Source organism: Bacillus sp. FJAT-45037, assembly GCF_002797325.1.
GTDB lineage: Bacteria > Bacillota > Bacilli > Bacillales > Bacillaceae_D > Alkalihalophilus.
Map to the genome: position 1 here is coordinate 1,648,548 of NZ_KZ454938.1, position 17,291 is coordinate 1,665,838.

Annotated in this window: 16 protein-coding genes; all 16 read right to left on the bottom strand. The window is 40.3% G+C overall.

Annotated elements, in window-relative coordinates:
* Positions 1-103: 103 nt before the first annotated feature.
* Positions 104-679, bottom strand: a complete 576-nt coding sequence (locus CDZ88_RS08435) for an outer spore coat protein CotE (protein ID WP_100373124.1) — start codon at positions 677-679, stop codon at positions 104-106.
* Between the two features lie 253 nt (positions 680-932).
* Complete coding sequence (locus CDZ88_RS08440) at positions 933-1,361, bottom strand: YlbF/YmcA family competence regulator (RefSeq protein WP_100373125.1); 429 nt, start codon at positions 1,359-1,361, stop codon at positions 933-935.
* The gene (gene miaB / locus CDZ88_RS08445) at positions 1,358-2,992 is read right to left on the bottom strand and encodes a tRNA (N6-isopentenyl adenosine(37)-C2)-methylthiotransferase MiaB (RefSeq protein ID WP_100373126.1); all 1,635 of its coding nucleotides are present in this window, start codon (positions 2,990-2,992) and stop codon (positions 1,358-1,360) included. Before miaB ends, CDZ88_RS08440 begins: the two co-directional genes overlap by 4 nt.
* A 149-nt stretch (positions 2,993-3,141) precedes the next feature.
* Positions 3,142-4,008: a 2-oxoacid:ferredoxin oxidoreductase subunit beta gene (locus CDZ88_RS08450; RefSeq protein WP_100373127.1), complete on the bottom strand. Its 867-nt coding sequence runs from the start codon at positions 4,006-4,008 to the stop codon at positions 3,142-3,144.
* Position 4,009: 1 nt separating this feature from the next.
* Positions 4,010-5,752, bottom strand: coding sequence for a 2-oxoacid:acceptor oxidoreductase subunit alpha (locus tag CDZ88_RS08455; protein ID WP_100373128.1), 1,743 nt, complete (start codon positions 5,750-5,752; stop codon positions 4,010-4,012).
* Positions 5,753-6,054: 302 nt separating this feature from the next.
* Positions 6,055-6,315 carry a stage V sporulation protein S gene (locus tag CDZ88_RS08460; RefSeq protein WP_100373129.1) on the bottom strand — a complete coding sequence of 87 codons (261 nt, stop codon included), beginning with the start codon at positions 6,313-6,315 and terminating at the stop codon, positions 6,055-6,057.
* A 185-nt stretch (positions 6,316-6,500) separates the two neighbouring features.
* Entirely contained in the window at positions 6,501-7,295 is a 795-nt protein-coding gene (locus tag CDZ88_RS08465) for a TIGR00282 family metallophosphoesterase (RefSeq protein ID WP_100373130.1), read from the bottom strand.
* A 121-nt stretch (positions 7,296-7,416) separates the two neighbouring features.
* Positions 7,417-8,982, bottom strand: a complete 1,566-nt coding sequence (gene rny / locus CDZ88_RS08470; RefSeq protein ID WP_100373131.1) for a ribonuclease Y — start codon at positions 8,980-8,982, stop codon at positions 7,417-7,419.
* 163 nt (positions 8,983-9,145) lie between these two features.
* Entirely contained in the window at positions 9,146-9,823 is a 678-nt protein-coding gene (locus CDZ88_RS08475) for an ATPase (protein WP_100373132.1), read from the bottom strand.
* On the bottom strand, positions 9,816-10,067 hold the full coding sequence (locus tag CDZ88_RS08480; RefSeq protein WP_100373133.1) for a hypothetical protein: 252 nt from the start codon (positions 10,065-10,067) through the stop codon (positions 9,816-9,818). The genes CDZ88_RS08475 and CDZ88_RS08480 overlap by 8 nt, the downstream gene beginning before the upstream one ends.
* Before the next feature lie 32 nt (positions 10,068-10,099).
* The gene (locus CDZ88_RS08485; protein ID WP_100373134.1) at positions 10,100-11,512 is read right to left on the bottom strand and encodes an AAA family ATPase; all 1,413 of its coding nucleotides are present in this window, start codon (positions 11,510-11,512) and stop codon (positions 10,100-10,102) included.
* Positions 11,505-12,497 carry a metallophosphoesterase family protein gene (locus tag CDZ88_RS08490; RefSeq protein WP_100373135.1) on the bottom strand — a complete coding sequence of 331 codons (993 nt, stop codon included), beginning with the start codon at positions 12,495-12,497 and terminating at the stop codon, positions 11,505-11,507. The genes CDZ88_RS08485 and CDZ88_RS08490 overlap by 8 nt, the downstream gene beginning before the upstream one ends.
* 70 nt (positions 12,498-12,567) lie before the next feature.
* Positions 12,568-13,617, bottom strand: a complete 1,050-nt coding sequence (recA, locus tag CDZ88_RS08495) for a recombinase RecA (RefSeq protein ID WP_100373136.1) — start codon at positions 13,615-13,617, stop codon at positions 12,568-12,570.
* A gap of 199 nt (positions 13,618-13,816) precedes the next feature.
* On the bottom strand, positions 13,817-15,430 hold the full coding sequence (locus CDZ88_RS08500) for a DEAD/DEAH box helicase (RefSeq protein WP_100373137.1): 1,614 nt from the start codon (positions 15,428-15,430) through the stop codon (positions 13,817-13,819).
* Positions 15,430-16,680 carry a competence/damage-inducible protein A gene (locus CDZ88_RS08505; protein ID WP_100373138.1) on the bottom strand — a complete coding sequence of 417 codons (1,251 nt, stop codon included), beginning with the start codon at positions 16,678-16,680 and terminating at the stop codon, positions 15,430-15,432. Before CDZ88_RS08505 ends, CDZ88_RS08500 begins: the two co-directional genes overlap by 1 nt.
* 13 nt (positions 16,681-16,693) lie before the next feature.
* Positions 16,694-17,272, bottom strand: coding sequence for a CDP-diacylglycerol--glycerol-3-phosphate 3-phosphatidyltransferase (pgsA, locus tag CDZ88_RS08510; protein WP_100373139.1), 579 nt, complete (start codon positions 17,270-17,272; stop codon positions 16,694-16,696).
* Positions 17,273-17,291 lie beyond the last annotated feature (19 nt).

The following is a 17,291-nucleotide window of genomic DNA, read 5'->3' on the forward strand; positions in this document are numbered from 1 at the left end:
TCCTACTCGCATTAATTCTAGAGTGGTCCAGATCCATCTAATAGGACTAACAATAATTAAACTAAAAAAACGTCAGAAAGAATGTTCTTTCTGACGCCAATCATTAATTACCCATTTCTTTATGCAAAAAATTTGGATCAAGCTTATCATACTCTTCATCACTGATCTCATCGAAGTCCCCATCAGCTACATTATAATCTTCAAAGACTCCATCAGGGTTAACGGCCACAGCCATTTTTGTTTCGCCAATACAATCGACAACGAATTCACGCTCGACTTCTACATTTACATGTTCGCCATTTTCCGAAACCGTCGCTTCAAGTGTGTTTGGTTGTTGGACCGCTCGAGCAAACACTTCCATTTCATCAGATAATACATTTTCATCTTGAAGAGTTAATGGAATAATGTCTGTATACGTCATCGTTTGGGTCGCTACTTCTGTTTTCGTGTTGTTGTTGAAGGAGAACCATACATTGATATCGTAACTTCCTTCGACCTCAACATTGTTGCCCTTCTTCTTCGCACCATATTTATGGTTAATGATCCAGCAGCCAAGAATGCTTGACGGCTTATGCGCAGGCTTGATTTTGTGAGTTGCCTCTGAAAATTTACGTCCTTTTCCACAGACTGCTTTCGTAATGATTTCCCGATACGTTCCTTCTGATCTTTGTTGAGCCATGTAATTGAACCTCCTATTCTCTTATCCGTCCATTTGATGGGTACCTGTGTCGGCGATTGCCTACTTAGTGCCCCCATTTTTCTTTCATGCCATTGTATGCAGGCGAATCTTCGTAGGTGCAAAAGCATCCTTACCTTTTTCTATCTTTCCATACAACGTTATGAGGCGGATCAGATTTTTAGTACAGGAAATCAGCAATTTTATCGATAAAAAAACAACCTCTAGGTTTCGCAACGAAACCTAGAGGTTGTTTTTATTGGCAGCCTTTATCAAAGTATGGGCTTGATGTTGTTGTTCCTTTTAACACATCGCCACCCATTGATGTAATAATCTCTTCAGTGACGTTTTTTGAAATAGTCGTTGACACCATTTGAAGAAGTTCATTGACATCCTTTTGACTTTGTTTAAATTCTTGAACAAGTGGTATCGTATCAATTTCTTGATGAAGAGCATCAATCTTCTGCTCTACTTCTTTTAACGCTTCACTTTTATTGTAATGTTGCAAGTTTACCGCTTCTTTTTGCAATTTTTTAATCTCTGCAATTAGTTCTTGCACACGCAGATGCTCATTAATTTTCTTTTCTGCTTGTTTGAAGAAGTCTACTTCCTCTGTCTCTGCCATCATTTTAGCAAGTTCTTTCGCTCTATTGCGGATTTCTGTTCTTGTATATGTTGCGCTCATGATCCTTGCACCTCCATTGTTTCTACTAATTCTCCACTTAATGACCAAGTTTTAGCCTCTGTTACTTTAACATACACGATTTCACCAATTAAAGCTTTAGAACCTTTAAAATTAACTAAACGGTTTGTCCGTGTTCGTCCTGCTAATATTTCTTGGTCTTTCTTACTTTCACCTTCAACAAGCACTTCCACAATCTCATCTTGGTAACCGAGATTTTTTTTCGCTGAAATTTCATTGACCAAGGCATTCAAACGAGCTAATCTTTCTTTTTTCACTTCCATCGATACATTGTCTTCCATTTTTGCTGCTGGTGTACCTTCTCGCGGTGAATAGATGTACGTAAACGCACTGTCAAATTCAATTTGACGAACGAGCGATAATGTTTCTTCAAACTGCTCATCGGTTTCGTTAGGGAACCCGACAATTAAATCTGTTGTAAACGAAGCATTAGGAATCGCCATCTTAATTTTGTGAGCTAGGTCAAAATAATCTTCACGTGTATGCTTTCTGGCCATAAGCTTTAAAATTTCAGTGCTCCCATGCTGAACAGGTAAGTGAATATGTTCAACAAGATTTCCACCTTTAGACAATACCGATATTAAATGATTATCGAAATCACGTGGATGACTTGTTGTAAAACGAACACGCGGGATATCAATCTTATAGATATCATCCATTAAATGACCTAAACGATACTCCCTGTCATTTAAATCTTTACCGTAAGCATTCACATTTTGACCAAGTAATGTGACTTCTTTGTAACCGAGACGCGCAAGTTCCCGCACCTCAGCAATAATATCTTCAGGTAAGCGACTACGTTCTTTACCACGAGTATAAGGGACAATACAGTACGTGCAAAATTTATCACAACCATACATGATGTTAACCCATGCTTGTATTTTCCCATCGCGTTTGCGTGGCATATTCTCGACAATGTCACCTTCTTTTGACCATACTTCAATGACCATTTCTTTCCCAAATATGGCGTCTTGGAGAAGTCTTGGTAGCCGATGAATATTATGTGTTCCGAAAATGATATCGATATGCTGGTGCTTTTGCATGATACGATTGACGACATTTTCCTCTTGAGACATACAACCGCAAACTCCAACAATGACTTCAGGCCGCTCTCGTTTTAGTGATTTTAAATGTCCGAGTTCACCGAATACTTTGTTTTCTGCATTCTCACGGATCGCACACGTATTTAATAAAATGACATCTGCGTCTTTGGTTTCAGTCGTTTCTAAAAAGCCCATCTCGGTTAAGAGCCCTGCCATATGTTCAGAGTCATGGGTATTCATTTGACAGCCATATGTACGGATATGAAATTTCTTCCCTACTCCAATTGTTTTTAGTTCTTCAGGAATAATGTCATCAGGTCTTAACACTTGGACATCTTCTTTCCCGCGACGTTTACCTTGCTTATAATCCGGCTTGTCCGTAATTTTAATGTCACGGCCTTTGATACGGATCACCTTTTTATTTTCTTCTTCAGAGATAATTTTCGCATTAGAGAAATCAAAATATTTACTGTAATCTTTTGTTTGTTTTGCTTTTGGGTCAGAGGACGTCAAATCCTCTTTAGAACTTTGTGTATTACCTAAGCGTCCTAAACGCTGATCTTCATTCATGTCGCAATCCCCTTCCACCTGAATCGATCAGAAACATTCAATTGTATATTATACGGATGTTCGGATCGAAAAACAATGAAACTTGTATGACAACTTTCATCCCGACTTATAAAAAGAAAGAGCCCAGCACATGCCAGACTCTCTTCAACTTACATAAACTCAGCCATCATCTTGTTAAACTGTTCTTCATCCATTGTGAGATCATGCGTAGCAAGTGGTTGATCTGAGTAGTCTTCAATTAACTGCTGGTACGAAGGTTGCTGACTGTTTTGATAGATCAAACCTGTCACAAGCCCGTTATGTTCCATTAACGTCTGCATAGCGGTCATACGATTACTAGGATCATATGCATCTACATCTGCAAGCTTAGTTATGTTTTGTTTAAACCAATCATATGTGTTGACTTTATTAAATGTCACACATGGACTGAACACATTAATTAAAGAGAACCCTTTATGATTCATCCCTTGTTCAATAAGCGACGTTAATTCTTTAAGATCACTTGAGAAACTTTGAGCGACAAAAGTTGCACCTGCTGTCAAGGCCATTTCCATAACATTCAATGAAGATTCTACCGAGCCATTAGGTGTACTTTTCGTCTTAAAGCCAACATCACTTCTTGGAGAGGTTTGACCTTTTGTTAATCCATAAATTTGGTTATCCATGACAATATAGGTCACGTCAATGTTACGACGAATCGCATGGATGGTATGCCCCATACCGATTGCAAAACCATCGCCATCCCCACCAGAAGCAACGACGGTCAAATCTTTGTTCGCCATCTTTACTCCTTGTGCAATAGGAAGGGCCCGTCCATGTACGCCGTGGAAACCATATGCATTTATATACCCTGAAATACGTCCTGAACATCCAATTCCCGAGACAACCGCAAGATTATCTGGTTCTAAGCCGACATTTGCTGCCGCGCGCTGAATCGCCGCTTGAACGGAGAAATCTCCACATCCTGGGCACCAGTTTGGCTTGACTTTGTTACGAAACTCTTTAAATGTCGCCATCTTAGACCAACTCCTTGCATGATTGATGTAAATCTTTTGGTAGGAACGGATTTCCATCGTATTTTAAGATGCTTTCAATTTTGTCTGTACCAATATTCATCTTAATAATTGAAGCTAGTTGAGCCGTTGCATTATTCTCTACAACGACGACCTTTTTCGCTTGCTCCATTAGAGGTCTTAACTCCTCTGTTGGAAACGGGTGCAGAAGGCGCACTTGAGCATGATTGACTTTAATACCATCAGCTTCTAAACGTGGCATAGCTTCTTGAATCGTTCCACGCGTCGAGTTCACCCCGATGACAAGAAGATCTGCGACATCATGTTTGGCATCAACGAACAATGGATTTTTAAACTGCTTTGAGATTTGATTTAACTTACGCATACGTTTATCCATTTGTGCCACACGGTTTTCAGGACTCTCGGAAGGTTTTCCTGTCTCATCATGCTCAACACCTGTAACATGGTGAATCCCGTTTTTCATACCAGGGATCACACGTGGAGATACACCGTCTTCTGTTACTTCATAGCGCTTGAAGTACTCTTTATTTTCCCGTTCTGGCAATTGTGCATCCATATCTAGTTTCCCGCGACGAATCTCAACTTGACTAAAATCAAGCGGCTCCACAGATTGCTTTCCTAGTGAAAGAGCAAGGTCAGTCATTAAAATGACTGGACATTGATATTCATCGGCAATATTGAAGGCTTCGACGGTGTCATAGAAAGCCTCCTCAACTGTACTAGGTGCAATAACAACTTTCGGAATATCACCGTGCGTACTATAAATCATCGCCATGATATCTGATTGTTCTTGCTTCGTCGGTAGTCCTGTACTAGGGCCACCACGTTGTGTATCCATAATAACAAGCGGTGTCTCTGTCATACCAGAGAGACCAATTGCTTCAGCCATCAAAGAAAGTCCAGGCCCTGCTGAAGCTGTAAATGAACGAACTCCTGCATAGTTGGCACCAATCGCCATTGTACAAGCGGCGATCTCATCTTCTGTTTGAATAACCGCGCCACCGAAATCTGGTAACTTACGAATCATATATTCCATAATCTCTGATGCTGGTGTAATAGGGTAAGCTGCCATAAAACGACTCCCCGCTGCTACAGCACCCATTCCGATCGCATCATTACCGATCATAAACATACGCTTCTTGCCATCTGTTTTTTCAAGTTGTAATGTTGTAGAGTCTTCCGTTGCCTCTGCTTTGAAATAAGCAGCTCCCGCTTTAATTGCTTCCATATTTTTATCAACAATCGCTTGGCCTTTTTTCAAGAAAATCCCTTCAACTACGTCACGATAATCTTCTGGCTCAAGTCCAATAATCGCACTTGATGCACCTACAGCTACCATGTTCTTCATTAAAGAAGTTCCTAATTCATTTGCAATCTCTGTAAAAGGGATTGCATACATACGGACTTTACTACCCTCTGGTAACATTGGATTAAACTTTGTATCAGCAATAACGATGCCCTCTTCTTTTAATTCATGAATGTTAACATCGATCGTTTCTTGGTCGAAAGCGACTAATATATCAAGATCATCGGAAATCGAATTAAGTGGTGCCGTGCTGACACGAATTTTATTATTCGTATGTCCGCCCTTAATACGTGAAGAAAAGTGACGATACCCATATAAGTAATAACCTAGGCGGTTAAGGGCAGTAGCAAAAATTTCCCCTGTACTTTCAATTCCTTCTCCTTGCTGTCCTCCAACTTTCCAAGATAGTTGGTTTCTCATCTACTCCACTCCTTTATCTATACCGTTCTATCTATTTCGCTTCATAAATAATCTAATATCTCTTGTAAATATATCTATCATATCATTATTCCGAGTAATTTAATAGAAATAGTTCTATTTTTCTCTACTTGTACTTGAAGATTTAAATGACTTTCAAACGTCATAATGATAGACTTTATCATCTGAAAATGCAAGTTTTTTCGCCTTTACTTACCCTTCGTTCAATATCGTTAGCCTAGTATGAATAAAAAAAGAAGCACTCACGACGTAGCGTGATGTGCTCCCTTTTCATTTTCACATCGTTATCTCGGTTCTACAATTAACTTAATCGCCGTTCGCTCTTCTCCTTCGATCTGAATATCCGTAAAAGCAGGAATACAGATGAGGTCTATTCCACTAGGTGCCACAAACCCTCGTGCAATGGCAACGGCTTTGATCGATTGATTCAAAGCACCCGCCCCAATGGCTTGAATTTCTGCCGTTCCTTTTTCACGGATAACACCAGCTAGTGCGCCAGCTACAGAATTTGGTGTAGATTTTGCTGAAACTTTTAATACTTCCATTTCTTGTACCTCCTCATACGTGTCTCAAACTAATTAGAGCGTAAACAGACAATGATGAACAGTTAGTTACCTCGATCTCAGCACCTAGCCTTGTACAAGATGATGCTCTAGTACATACTTATTTCTTCAACTCTACACTTATTCCTTGTTTTTACAGATGAATCAAAGAACGAAGAAATCATCGATTAATTATAGAACGGGTGATCATCATTAATCAAAATACGATCAATTGATTTTGCTAGACCTGTTTTGGGGTCGAGATCAATCACCACTCCACTTAATTGTTCCCGCCCGCTTGCAACTTCAAACCTTACAGGCATTGACGTTAAAAACTTGTAGAGAACGGCTTCTTTATCCACTCCTAATACTCCGTCATACGGCCCTGTCATCCCCACATCACACATAAACGCTGTCCCGTTAGGTAAGACCCTATTATCCGCGGTTTGAACATGTGTGTGCGTTCCTACAACTGCTGTTACACGTCCATCTAAATACCAGCCCATCGCTTGTTTCTCACTCGTTGTTTCCGCATGAAAATCGACAAAGATTATCGATGTCCGTTTAGACACTTCTTCAAGAATCTCATCTATTTTTTGAAATGGACAATCTACTGGATTCATAAATGTTCTTCCCATTAAATTGACTACCGCTACTTCAATCGCGTTAATTTTAACAAACGTATAACCAACACCTGGTGAGCCTGCTGGGTAATTAGCCGGACGTACTAATGCTTTCGCTCGGTCAATAAACTCGAAAATTTCTTTATTGTCCCATGCGTGGTTTCCAAGTGTAACAGCCTGTGCCCCTGCTCCTAAAAATCCTTTATATATCTTTTCAGTAATTCCTCTACCAGAAGCAGCATTCTCTCCGTTAATAATTGTAACCATCGGTTTATAATGTTGCTTCAACTTCGGAACGTACTCATCGACCATCTTACGTCCTGGCGATCCATAAACATCGCCAACAAATAATATTTTCATAAAGACCCCTTTTATACTTTTAGTCTCTCCACTTACAATCAGAAATTACCTATAAATCATAGCATGTTTAGTGGATGCATGCATCTTCAGACAAAAACAAATAAAGTGGCAAGATGCCACTTTATTTTGCATACTCCACTGCCCTTGTTTCGCGAATAACTGTTACGCGAATATGTCCTGGGTAGTCAAGTTCATCTTCAATTTTTTTCGTGATATCGCGAGCAAGTTTATGAGCTTTCGTATCATCGACAACATCTGGTCGAACCATGATTCGAACCTCACGTCCTGCTTGGATCGCATACGTCTTCTCGACCCCTTCAAATGACTCTGAAATTTCTTCTAATTTTTCTAGGCGTCGGATGTACGTCTCAAGTGTTTCACGACGTGCTCCAGGTCTAGCAGCAGATAGAGCATCAGCTGCGGCAACAAGTGTTGCAATAATAGAAGTAGCTTCAGTGTCTCCGTGGTGAGAAGCAATTGAGTTAATCACTACTGGATGTTCCTTGTATTTCGTACCTAATTCGACACCGATCTCCACGTGGCTACCTTCAACTTCATGATCAATGGCTTTCCCAATATCGTGAAGCAAACCAGCACGTTTTGCTAGCTTGACGTCTTCTCCAAGTTCAGCGGCCATTAAGCCTGTTAAATGTGCAACCTCCATAGAGTGTTTTAACACATTTTGACCATAGCTTGTTCTGAATTTCAATCTACCTAAGATTTTAATTAAGTCAGGATGTAGGCCATGAATGCCCATTTCAAAGGTTGTTTGCTCTCCGTATTCACGAATCGCTTCATCAACTTCACGTCTTGATTTATCAACCATCTCTTCAATTCTAGCAGGATGAATTCGTCCATCTTGTACAAGCTTTTCAAGTGCTGTACGAGCAATCTCACGTCGAATTGGATCAAATCCTGATAAAATAACTGCCTCAGGGGTATCATCGATAATCAGGTCAATCCCTGTTAATGTTTCAAGCGCACGGATATTACGTCCTTCACGACCAATAATGCGCCCTTTCATTTCATCATTCGGTAAGTTGACGACAGACACCGTCGTTTCTGCTACATGATCTGCAGAGCAACGTTGGATTGCAAGGGATAGTACTTCTCTTGCTTTCTTATCTGCTTCTTCTTTTGCTTGAGCCATTCGTTCTTTAATAATTAGTGCGGTCTCATGAGCAAGATCTTGCTCGACCTCCGAACGAATCGCTTCGCGAGCTTCCTCTCTTGTTAATCCAGAGATTCGCTCAAGCTCAACTTTATGCTTGTTTAAGATTTCTTCCACTTTGCTGTCCATCTCTTCAACTTGTCGTTGTTTTTTGGTGAGAGACTCCTCCCTCTTGTCCAAAGACTCCTCTTTCTTATCTAAGGTTTCACTTTTACGGTCAAGAATCTCTTCTTTTTGTACCAAACGATTCTCTTGTTTTTGAATCTCATTTCTTCGTTCACGAATTTCACGTTCGGCTTCAATGCGAATTTTATGAGCTTCATCTTTCACTTCAAGAACAGCTTCTTTTTTATTCGCTTCAGCTTCACGCCTAGCATCTTCAACAAGTTGTTTTGCTGCATGTTCCGCGCTCGAAATTTTCGCTTCTGCAATGGATCGTCGAACAAGATATCCAACAACTGCACTTACTGCAGAGACAACAAGCAAAATGGAGATGAATATAACGAAGTTTTCCATACACTTTCACCTCCTCTTGCTATCTAATTGTTGGTTCCAATTTGTGTCATACTTTCATCATTTTAAAGTTGCATACATGTCGTACACAGTGCCTGCGGAATAAATAATATGACAGAAAAATTTACCGCATTCTCCATCATTGTAAGCCGCACGCTACTTGATGTCAAGTGTTGTCAATTTCCTGAACTTCACTGATGCCATCACGGATAGACACTTGATATGCAAGGTCTCCAGATTCAGCAAGATGATGATTATGAGTGATCATAATGATTTGTCGACCAAACATTGTGCTTAATGATTTTAAAAATTCATACAAATAGTACACATACTCGCCTGAGACATGCTTTCCTGGCTCATCTAACAGCAAAGGCCCTTCTACTTTGGGTTGGATTGTCTCCATTAAAGCGACACGAAGAGCCAGTGTCACAATATCAACGACCCCACCACCTCTTGCATCTTGTGGCTTTGTTTTGACTTGAATGCCCTCATAATCAGAAACGACGTAAAACTCAGCAACAGCTTTATTTCCTTGTTCTTCAATTTCAATTTGAAAAGAAAACAACGGTCCGAACACATATTGAAGAGCATTGGTCACCAGAGTCTCCATCTGTTGCTTGGCTTGTTCTCTTGCATATTCTGCAGATTGTTGTAGTAAAAGTCTTGCTTTTTCATACGTGTCAATCGTTTCTCGATATTCTTGTATCGATTGCTCACGCTTTTTCACTTGATCTTTTAACAAACGACGCTTAGCATCTTGGCGCGTCCATTCATCATGTGCACGAGCATGGATTTTCTCAAGTTCTAAAATACGCTCCCTTGCATTGATGAGCTGATTACTCATCACCAACAAGCTCCTTAGGGATAAGATTCCATGTTTTTTCTAGCGATTGATCAATCTCCTTTTCCAATCGAATAATCTCATTATCTAGTTGATCCGGACTTACACCTAACTCTTCTAGTTCTTTAAGTAAGCGAGTGCGTTGGTTTTCTAATTCCTCAAGCTTTGCCTCCGCTCGGTACCTCATGTCTCGAGCTTTATCGATCGCTTTTCTCATCTTCGTTAAGTCTTGTTCTACGTGGTTCATATTCGGCCTCCTTCAGCTAGTCTTCATCTATTTTATGATGTTATTTTATTTCCACAGGTCGGACATTGTCCGATATGCTTTAGCGCCGCGTCAAATTCTGTTTCGAGATGCTCTTGTTCTTTAGTTTGCTTTTCGATGAATTTGCTTCCTTCACTTAAACGGCTAGTTACATCTTCTAACTGCTCTTTCACTTTTCGTAACGCTTTATGTTTCAGGAGAGCTTGTTCGAGTCTTTCTCTCTTCTCTTCTAAACGATCTGTTTGCTTCACGCGCTCATAGATATCAACCGTACGTCTATGAGCTTCTGTGACCTGACTGTATTTAATTTTAAGTTGTTGTAATTCGCTTGCCAATTGTGATTGATCTTTTATTTGATCGAGCACTCGCCAATCCGTTTGTTTTACAAAGTCAGTTTGATGAAGTTGTTTTTTTACTATATCCATTTGCTGGGTATGTGAGAGCTGGTATTGTTGCCATTTTATCAACTTGTTTTTTTGAATAAGTGAAGATTGAATATGCTCATAATTTAATGCCGCTCGATCAACATTTGCCGTTTTTTGAATCCATTTACGGCAAAGCTCAATCGACTTTGAAAATTCATTTAGACTATCTAATTTATGTTGAAGCAACTTTGCATAGGAGAATGTCTGTTTGATCGCCTCAAACTTCATGTTCCAATCTTCTATCTTTTCTACTAATCGATACGTCTTTTCTGTCTCATCTTTTTCAAGTTGTAGCTTATGTACTCGTTCTTTTTGTTGTTTGAATCGATTGAGCAACTCATGCTTTTCTCTTAGCACCTGAAGCGCTTCTTCTCCACGGTCTAGCTCTGCTCGCTGCTTGTCTAATGATTCAAACGGTTCAAGCTCACTCGTTAATTGATCTAATTCGCCTTCTTCTAGCTTCACTCGTTGCGTTAACCCTGAAAGGTCTTTAGATGTGTCACGAATCGCCATATCTAGATAATGTGCTCCACTTATTCGACCAATGGTTTTCGCACGTAAAGAACTCGTTTGCTCCAGTAGAAAAGGTCCATCAAGTTGTCCCGAGAGATGAATAGCTAGCTCATGATCGCGATCAATACGTAGAGGTCTCATACCATGTGCCTTAAGTACTTCATCTGGCACATGGATGCCAAACCCTTCTAATACTAAATCATCTTTCTGATCTTCTCGGATGATATAGCGATTTTTGGAGGATGTACGTTCTCTTGTAATTTGAATGCCATTTGATAGTTGAACCGTTACACGAACAAAGTCAGCCCCTACTCGAATAAAGTCTGTACCGCGCGGTTGGTTATACAACAACCACTTTAATGCGCGGATAATCGCCGTTTTTCCACTATCAGATTGCCCGACCAGCACATTCAATCCCTTATTTAATTCAATCGTAGTATCTAAGTGGGATTGAAAATTCTCCAAACGTACGGATTCAAACTTATTCATCTTCTCCCCCCTTCCACGTTTCTTCAATCACAGTAATTCTTCTAAGTGCTTCTTGTTTGACTTCATCGCTAACATTAGACAAGGCCGCGATCTCGCCGATAATATCGCCCATGTTTAATGATTTAAACTCTGATTGTTCCTTCACTTGTTGAACAAACTCATGCAATTTTTCTTCTTGATGCACAGCTTTCTCTAAATATGTTCGGTCTAACACATCTTCCCCTGATTCAGCTGATTGTAAAGTGTGTAGCGTTAAAGCAATCGATCCGTTTTCACCGATCTCTCCGATCACATATTGAGGAAAACGATTAATTTCAGACCAATGATTGTTCACTCTCGCCATCGCTCCAGGATTACAAATCCATGTTCCACCTTGTTCCTTAATTCCAAATCCTCCGTGAAAATGTCCTGTTAAAATGACATCCGCAGTCGTAGTCCAAATATGATCGATTAACGTGTGTGGAATCCCCTCTGGTAAGGATTTTTCAACGAGCATGCTGTGAACGAGATGGATCAACACATCGGCATCGTGTTCATTTTGTGGATAATAATCTAATTTAGGATCTCTTTGGTCAAGATCGTAATGATAGGGTTGACCGGAAAGTTGTACACGCAGTCCATCTTTTTCAATTAGCACGGGTTTATCTGGAGATACAACAGTCATTAGACCAAATGAATCAAGCAACCCTAGCATCGTGCGTGAAATCGTCTCGGGGTTATGTCCAAATGTATCGTGATTTCCTGCAATCGCATAAATAGGCATTTTTGCTTCTCTAAATAAACGGGCAAATTGTCCAACTACATTCGGTGATAAATCTGGTCGATCAAACACATCGCCACCATGAAGAAGCATATCTACTTCTTGTTCGTTAGCAATCTTAATAACTTCTTGTATTTTTTTCGTCATGGTTTCTTGAAATACATCCTTGCGGTTTTTCGGTGTCGTCCCTCTAATATGTGTATCGGTTATGTATAAAAACTTCATTGGCCACCTCAAATAGTTGAGATTTTAAAAGAATAAGCACCCACAAAAGGTGCTTATTCCAATATATCTATTATTTTAAATCAACGGGTACATCTGCAAATTCTTCTTCCTTTGCTACTTCTACAGTAATCTCGCCATTTAATCCGTGATGATTGCGGATCAATGTTTCAATTTCATTGGTAAGAGCAGGGTTTTCTTTTAAGAATTGTTTAGAATTCTCTCGACCTTGTCCTAATCTTTCTTCTTTAAATGAATACCAAGCTCCACTTTTCAGAACGATATCAAGGTCAGCTGCTATGTCTAAGACAGAGCCTTCACGAGAAATCCCTTCTCCGTACATGATATCAACTTCCGCTTGTTTAAATGGTGGTGCAACCTTATTTTTAACGACTTTAATCTTCGTCTTATTACCAACCATGTCATTGCCTTGCTTTAATGTTTCGGCACGACGCACTTCTAAACGAACAGATGAATAGAACTTCAACGCACGACCACCAGGTGTTACTTCAGGATTCCCGAACATGACACCTACTTTTTCACGAATCTGGTTAATAAACATAGCTATCGTTTTTGATTTATTAACCGCACCTGATAGTTTACGAAGTGCTTGAGACATTAATCGAGCTTGAAGACCAACATGACTATCTCCCATATCTCCTTCAATCTCTGCTTTTGGCACAAGGGCAGCCACACTATCGATAACAATCATATCAACGGCTCCACTTCGAACTAGTGCTTCTGCAATTTCAAGAGCTTGTTCTCCTGTATCTGGTTGAGATAATAAAAGTTCATCAATGTTTACACCAAGTCTTTGAGCATAATCAGGATCAAGAGCATGCTCAGCATCAATGAATGCAGCTTGTCCACCGTTACGTTGAATTTCAGCAATGGCATGTAGAGCCACTGTTGTCTTACCTGAAGATTCCGGTCCATATACTTCAATAACACGACCACGTGGATATCCACCTACTCCTAATGCAATATCAAGGGCAAGAGCTCCACTTGAAATCGTCGATACACGTTGATCTGTTTGTTCCCCTAGTTTCATGATTGAACCTTTACCAAATTGCTTTTCGATTTGGCGTAGCGCCATATCAAGAGCTGCTTTACGATCAGTCATTGATCATCTCTCCTCTATATAAAAACTTATATCGTCTAACTTGTTACTTCAAATCTAACTCTTTATCATCATACCTTCTTTTGAGTCATTTGCCAATAGTTTTTACGAACATTTATTCGCTTTTTGAATAGTTAAATAGTGGAGAATGAGTTATTTAGGAGAGTACTAGCCCTATTAAGGGCCAGCACGAAGGGTATAATTAAGAAGAATTGCTTGTTTTCGTTGGATGTCTTTCACGTTTCGGACGAGGCTTTGCAGGTTCAAGATTTACACGAGCACCGTTAATACGAGAATACCGCAGAGCTTCATACACAAATGGTGCAACCTCTTCGGGGACTTCAACAAACGTAAAGTTCTCAAAGATATCAATACGTCCGACAGCCTTACTCGGTATTCCGACCAATTCGGAGATTTCTTCTGTTAAGATTTTTGGAGTCATGTTCACATTTCGTCCAACATTTATGAAGAAGCGGACCATTCCTTTCGCTCCTCCTGTCTCCCCAAAGTTATAACCCGCTTCTTCATTAGCCGAATCACTTGAGAAATTCAATTTTAATAAAGCTGCCACGACATCTTCAGCTGAATGATCTTGGAGCACCTCTTCTACTAACGGACTGAATAGATCAAATTCTTTACCTCGGTCATCAATCGTCTCACTAATCAATTTCCGCCAAGAATTTTGCTGCTTTTCAACAACATCCTCAATCGTCGGCACTTCTTGAGATGGAATGGACATTTTAATTTCATGTTCGATCGACCGTAAATGCTTCATCTCACGTGGTGTCACGAGTGTTAACGCAAGACCAGCACGCCCCGCTCGTCCTGTTCGCCCAATTCTATGAACATAGCTTTCAGGGTCTTGTGGGATGTCGTAATTGATTACATGTGTGACATTATCAACATCGATCCCTCTTGCTGCTACGTCTGTTGCAATAAGAAACTCAATCGAAGAGTCTCTAAATTTCTTCATCACAGAATCGCGTTGAGGTTGTGTCAGATCACCATGAAGTCCGTCGACAAGATAGCCTCTTGCTTGAAGAGCTTCTGCCAATTCAGCGACACCTTTTTTTGTGCGACAAAACAATATTCCTAAGTCGACTTCTTCACTATCAATGATTCGACATAAAGAATCGACTTTGCTTCGTTCTAAAACTTTATAGTAAAGCTGATCAATTAAAGGGGCTGTAACTTCCCCTTTATTAATTGTTACTACTTTTGGTGTCGTCATGTAGCGATGAGATAGTTTTTTTATGGCGGGGGGCATCGTTGCAGAGAAAAGAAGCGTTTGTCTTGCCCCTTTCACTTCACGTAAAATAGATTGAATATCTTCAATAAAGCCCATATCAAGCATTTCATCCGCTTCATCAAGCACAATTGTATGCGCTCGATCTAATTGCAACGTCTTTCGTCGTATATGATCAAGCACACGGCCAGGTGTCCCGATGACCACTTGTACACCTTGTTTTAACGCTTTGATTTGATGCCCAATCGACTGTCCACCATAAATAGGTAGTGTTCGAATGCGCTTATGCGTAGACAATTTTTGTAGTTCTCCTGAGACTTGAATCGCTAGCTCTCTTGTTGGCGTTAAGATTAACGCTTGTACATATCGTTCTTCGGTAACCTTATCCACAACAGGAATCCCAAATGCCGCTGTTTTCCCTGTTCCTGTTTGAGCTTGACCGATCACATCGCCACCTTCTAAAATGATAGGAATCGCTTTTGCTTGAATCGGCGACGGTTCTTCAAAGCCCATCTCTTTAATTGCACGTTTAACTGGTTCAGAAATTTGAAAATCACTAAAATACGTCATTATCCTAAATTCCACCTTTTCAGTTCGTTCAACAAATAGAAACATCCATACTTCATGGCTCTCATACGAATGGATTCTCTGTTGCCAGTAAGCTGTAGTCTAAACGTTTTGACTTGCTGATTACTGTACGCAATGCCTATATAAACTAATCCAGGCTCTTTCCCCTCTTGTCCACTCGGTCCCGCTACACCTGTAAAACTTAAACCAATGTCAGACCGGAGACGCTCCCTTACTTCTCGTGCCATAACTCCAGCACATTCAGCACTAACAACTCCACTGCTTGTTATCAATTCTTTCGACACTCCGAGTTGATTTTCCTTCACCTTTGTTTGATAGGAAACAATGCTTCCAACAAAAATATTAGAGGCCCCAGGTACACTCGTGATCGCACTTGATACTAAACCGCCAGTTAAACTTTCAGCAGTTGAAAGTGTCGTATGTGTCGATTTCAAACGATCAACAAGCACGGCTATTAGTGAGGACTCTCCATATCCATAGAAAAATTGACCCACTCTTGCTTGGATTTTTTCCTCTGTATGATCCAATAGCTGCTTTGCTACTGAAGCATCGTGATGTTTAACCGTCAGACGTAAAGTCACCTCTCCCTCGCTTGCTAGAGGTGCAATCGTAGGGTTGGACTGAGCGGCAAGAAGATCCTCAATCATCGTTTCAAGTTTCGATTCACCAATATTAAAAAATCGTAACACCCTTGACGTAATTGATTCATTCGTTTTATTTCGCTGTTGTAAAAAAGGTAGTAACTGCTCTTTTACCAGCGGTTCTAATTCTTTTGGTGGTCCAGGGAGAAGAACAAATGTGCAGCCGTCTACTGTTGCGATCATACCAGGCGCCATTCCGTAATGATTAGGCAGCACCTGACTTCCCTCAATAATAAGAGCCTGTTTTTTATTGTTAGGCGTCATGTCACGATTCACTTTTTGAAAATAAGCTTCGATTGAAGCAAGAGATGCATCATCATAAACGAGGTTTTTTCCGAGAAACGTCGCAACGGTCTCTTTCGTCAAATCATCTTTTGTCGGACCTAAACCTCCTGTTAAAAAAACGAGGTCAGAGCGAGCAGCAGCATCTTTGATCACACCGGTTAAGCGATTTTTGTTATCACCGACAACCACTTGGTAGTAGACATCAATGCCAGAAGCTGCTAGTTCCTCCGATAAAAATCGGGCGTTTGTATTAACAATTTGCCCAAGTAATAACTCTGAACCTACAGCAATGATTTCCGCCCTCATCGATAGTCCCCCCTTATTTCGAACTCATCACTACATGTCTATTTTTGATGAAATAATCCACACCCGACAAGATCGTTAAAATGGTTGCAATCCATATGGAGATCATAGCGAACGGAATCGATAGCGCTTCAAAAGGTAGGTTATACAACATCAAAGCCGAAATTCCGATAATTTGCCAAACTGTTTTCCATTTCCCTAGATTACTCGCAGCGATCACTTGACCATCCGCTGCTGCAACGAGACGAATTCCTGTTACGGCAAATTCACGACTAATTATGACGATTGCAATCCAAGCAGGAAGAAGTTGCAATTCGACAAGACCAATTAAAGCAGCTGTAATGAGCAACTTATCAGCTAACGGATCTAAAAACTTCCCGAAATTTGTAACAAGATTTAATTTACGTGCATAATACCCATCTAACCAATCTGTCGATGCTGCAAAAATAAAGAGTAAAGCAGCAATGAAATGGGCTACAGGTATCGTCACGCCTAGCCATTCCCATTCACCTAAAGGCAGTGGCGCTAGCATAAATATCATAAAAATTGGTATAAGAAAAATCCTTGAAATCGTAATTTTATTAGGTAAATTCACCAATATTCCCTTCTTTCCT

What these genes read in the sequence shown, in the direction of transcription:
- CDZ88_RS08480 (WP_100373133.1), bottom strand. Translation starts at nt 10,067, where the DNA reads ATGAACCACGTAGAACAAGACTTAACGAAGATGAGAAAAGCGATCGAT.
- CDZ88_RS08500 (WP_100373137.1), bottom strand. Translation starts at nt 15,430, where the DNA reads ATGACGTATTTTAGTGATTTTCAAATTTCTGAACCAGTTAAACGTGCA.
- miaB (WP_100373126.1), bottom strand. Translation starts at nt 2,992, where the DNA reads ATGAATGAAGATCAGCGTTTAGGACGCTTAGGTAATACACAAAGTTCT.
- CDZ88_RS08485 (WP_100373134.1), bottom strand. Translation starts at nt 11,512, where the DNA reads ATGAATAAGTTTGAATCCGTACGTTTGGAGAATTTTCAATCCCACTTA.
- CDZ88_RS08475 (WP_100373132.1), bottom strand. Translation starts at nt 9,823, where the DNA reads ATGAGTAATCAGCTCATCAATGCAAGGGAGCGTATTTTAGAACTTGAG.
- CDZ88_RS08455 (WP_100373128.1), bottom strand. Translation starts at nt 5,752, where the DNA reads ATGAGAAACCAACTATCTTGGAAAGTTGGAGGACAGCAAGGAGAAGGA.
- CDZ88_RS08505 (WP_100373138.1), bottom strand. Translation starts at nt 16,680, where the DNA reads ATGAGGGCGGAAATCATTGCTGTAGGTTCAGAGTTATTACTTGGGCAA.
- CDZ88_RS08435 (WP_100373124.1), bottom strand. Translation starts at nt 679, where the DNA reads ATGGCTCAACAAAGATCAGAAGGAACGTATCGGGAAATCATTACGAAA.
- CDZ88_RS08460 (WP_100373129.1), bottom strand. Translation starts at nt 6,315, where the DNA reads ATGGAAGTATTAAAAGTTTCAGCAAAATCTACACCAAATTCTGTAGCT.
- CDZ88_RS08490 (WP_100373135.1), bottom strand. Translation starts at nt 12,497, where the DNA reads ATGAAGTTTTTATACATAACCGATACACATATTAGAGGGACGACACCG.
- recA (WP_100373136.1), bottom strand. Translation starts at nt 13,617, where the DNA reads ATGACTGATCGTAAAGCAGCTCTTGATATGGCGCTACGCCAAATCGAA.
- CDZ88_RS08440 (WP_100373125.1), bottom strand. Translation starts at nt 1,361, where the DNA reads ATGAGCGCAACATATACAAGAACAGAAATCCGCAATAGAGCGAAAGAA.
- CDZ88_RS08465 (WP_100373130.1), bottom strand. Translation starts at nt 7,295, where the DNA reads ATGAAAATATTATTTGTTGGCGATGTTTATGGATCGCCAGGACGTAAG.
- rny (WP_100373131.1), bottom strand. Translation starts at nt 8,982, where the DNA reads ATGGAAAACTTCGTTATATTCATCTCCATTTTGCTTGTTGTCTCTGCA.
- CDZ88_RS08450 (WP_100373127.1), bottom strand. Translation starts at nt 4,008, where the DNA reads ATGGCGACATTTAAAGAGTTTCGTAACAAAGTCAAGCCAAACTGGTGC.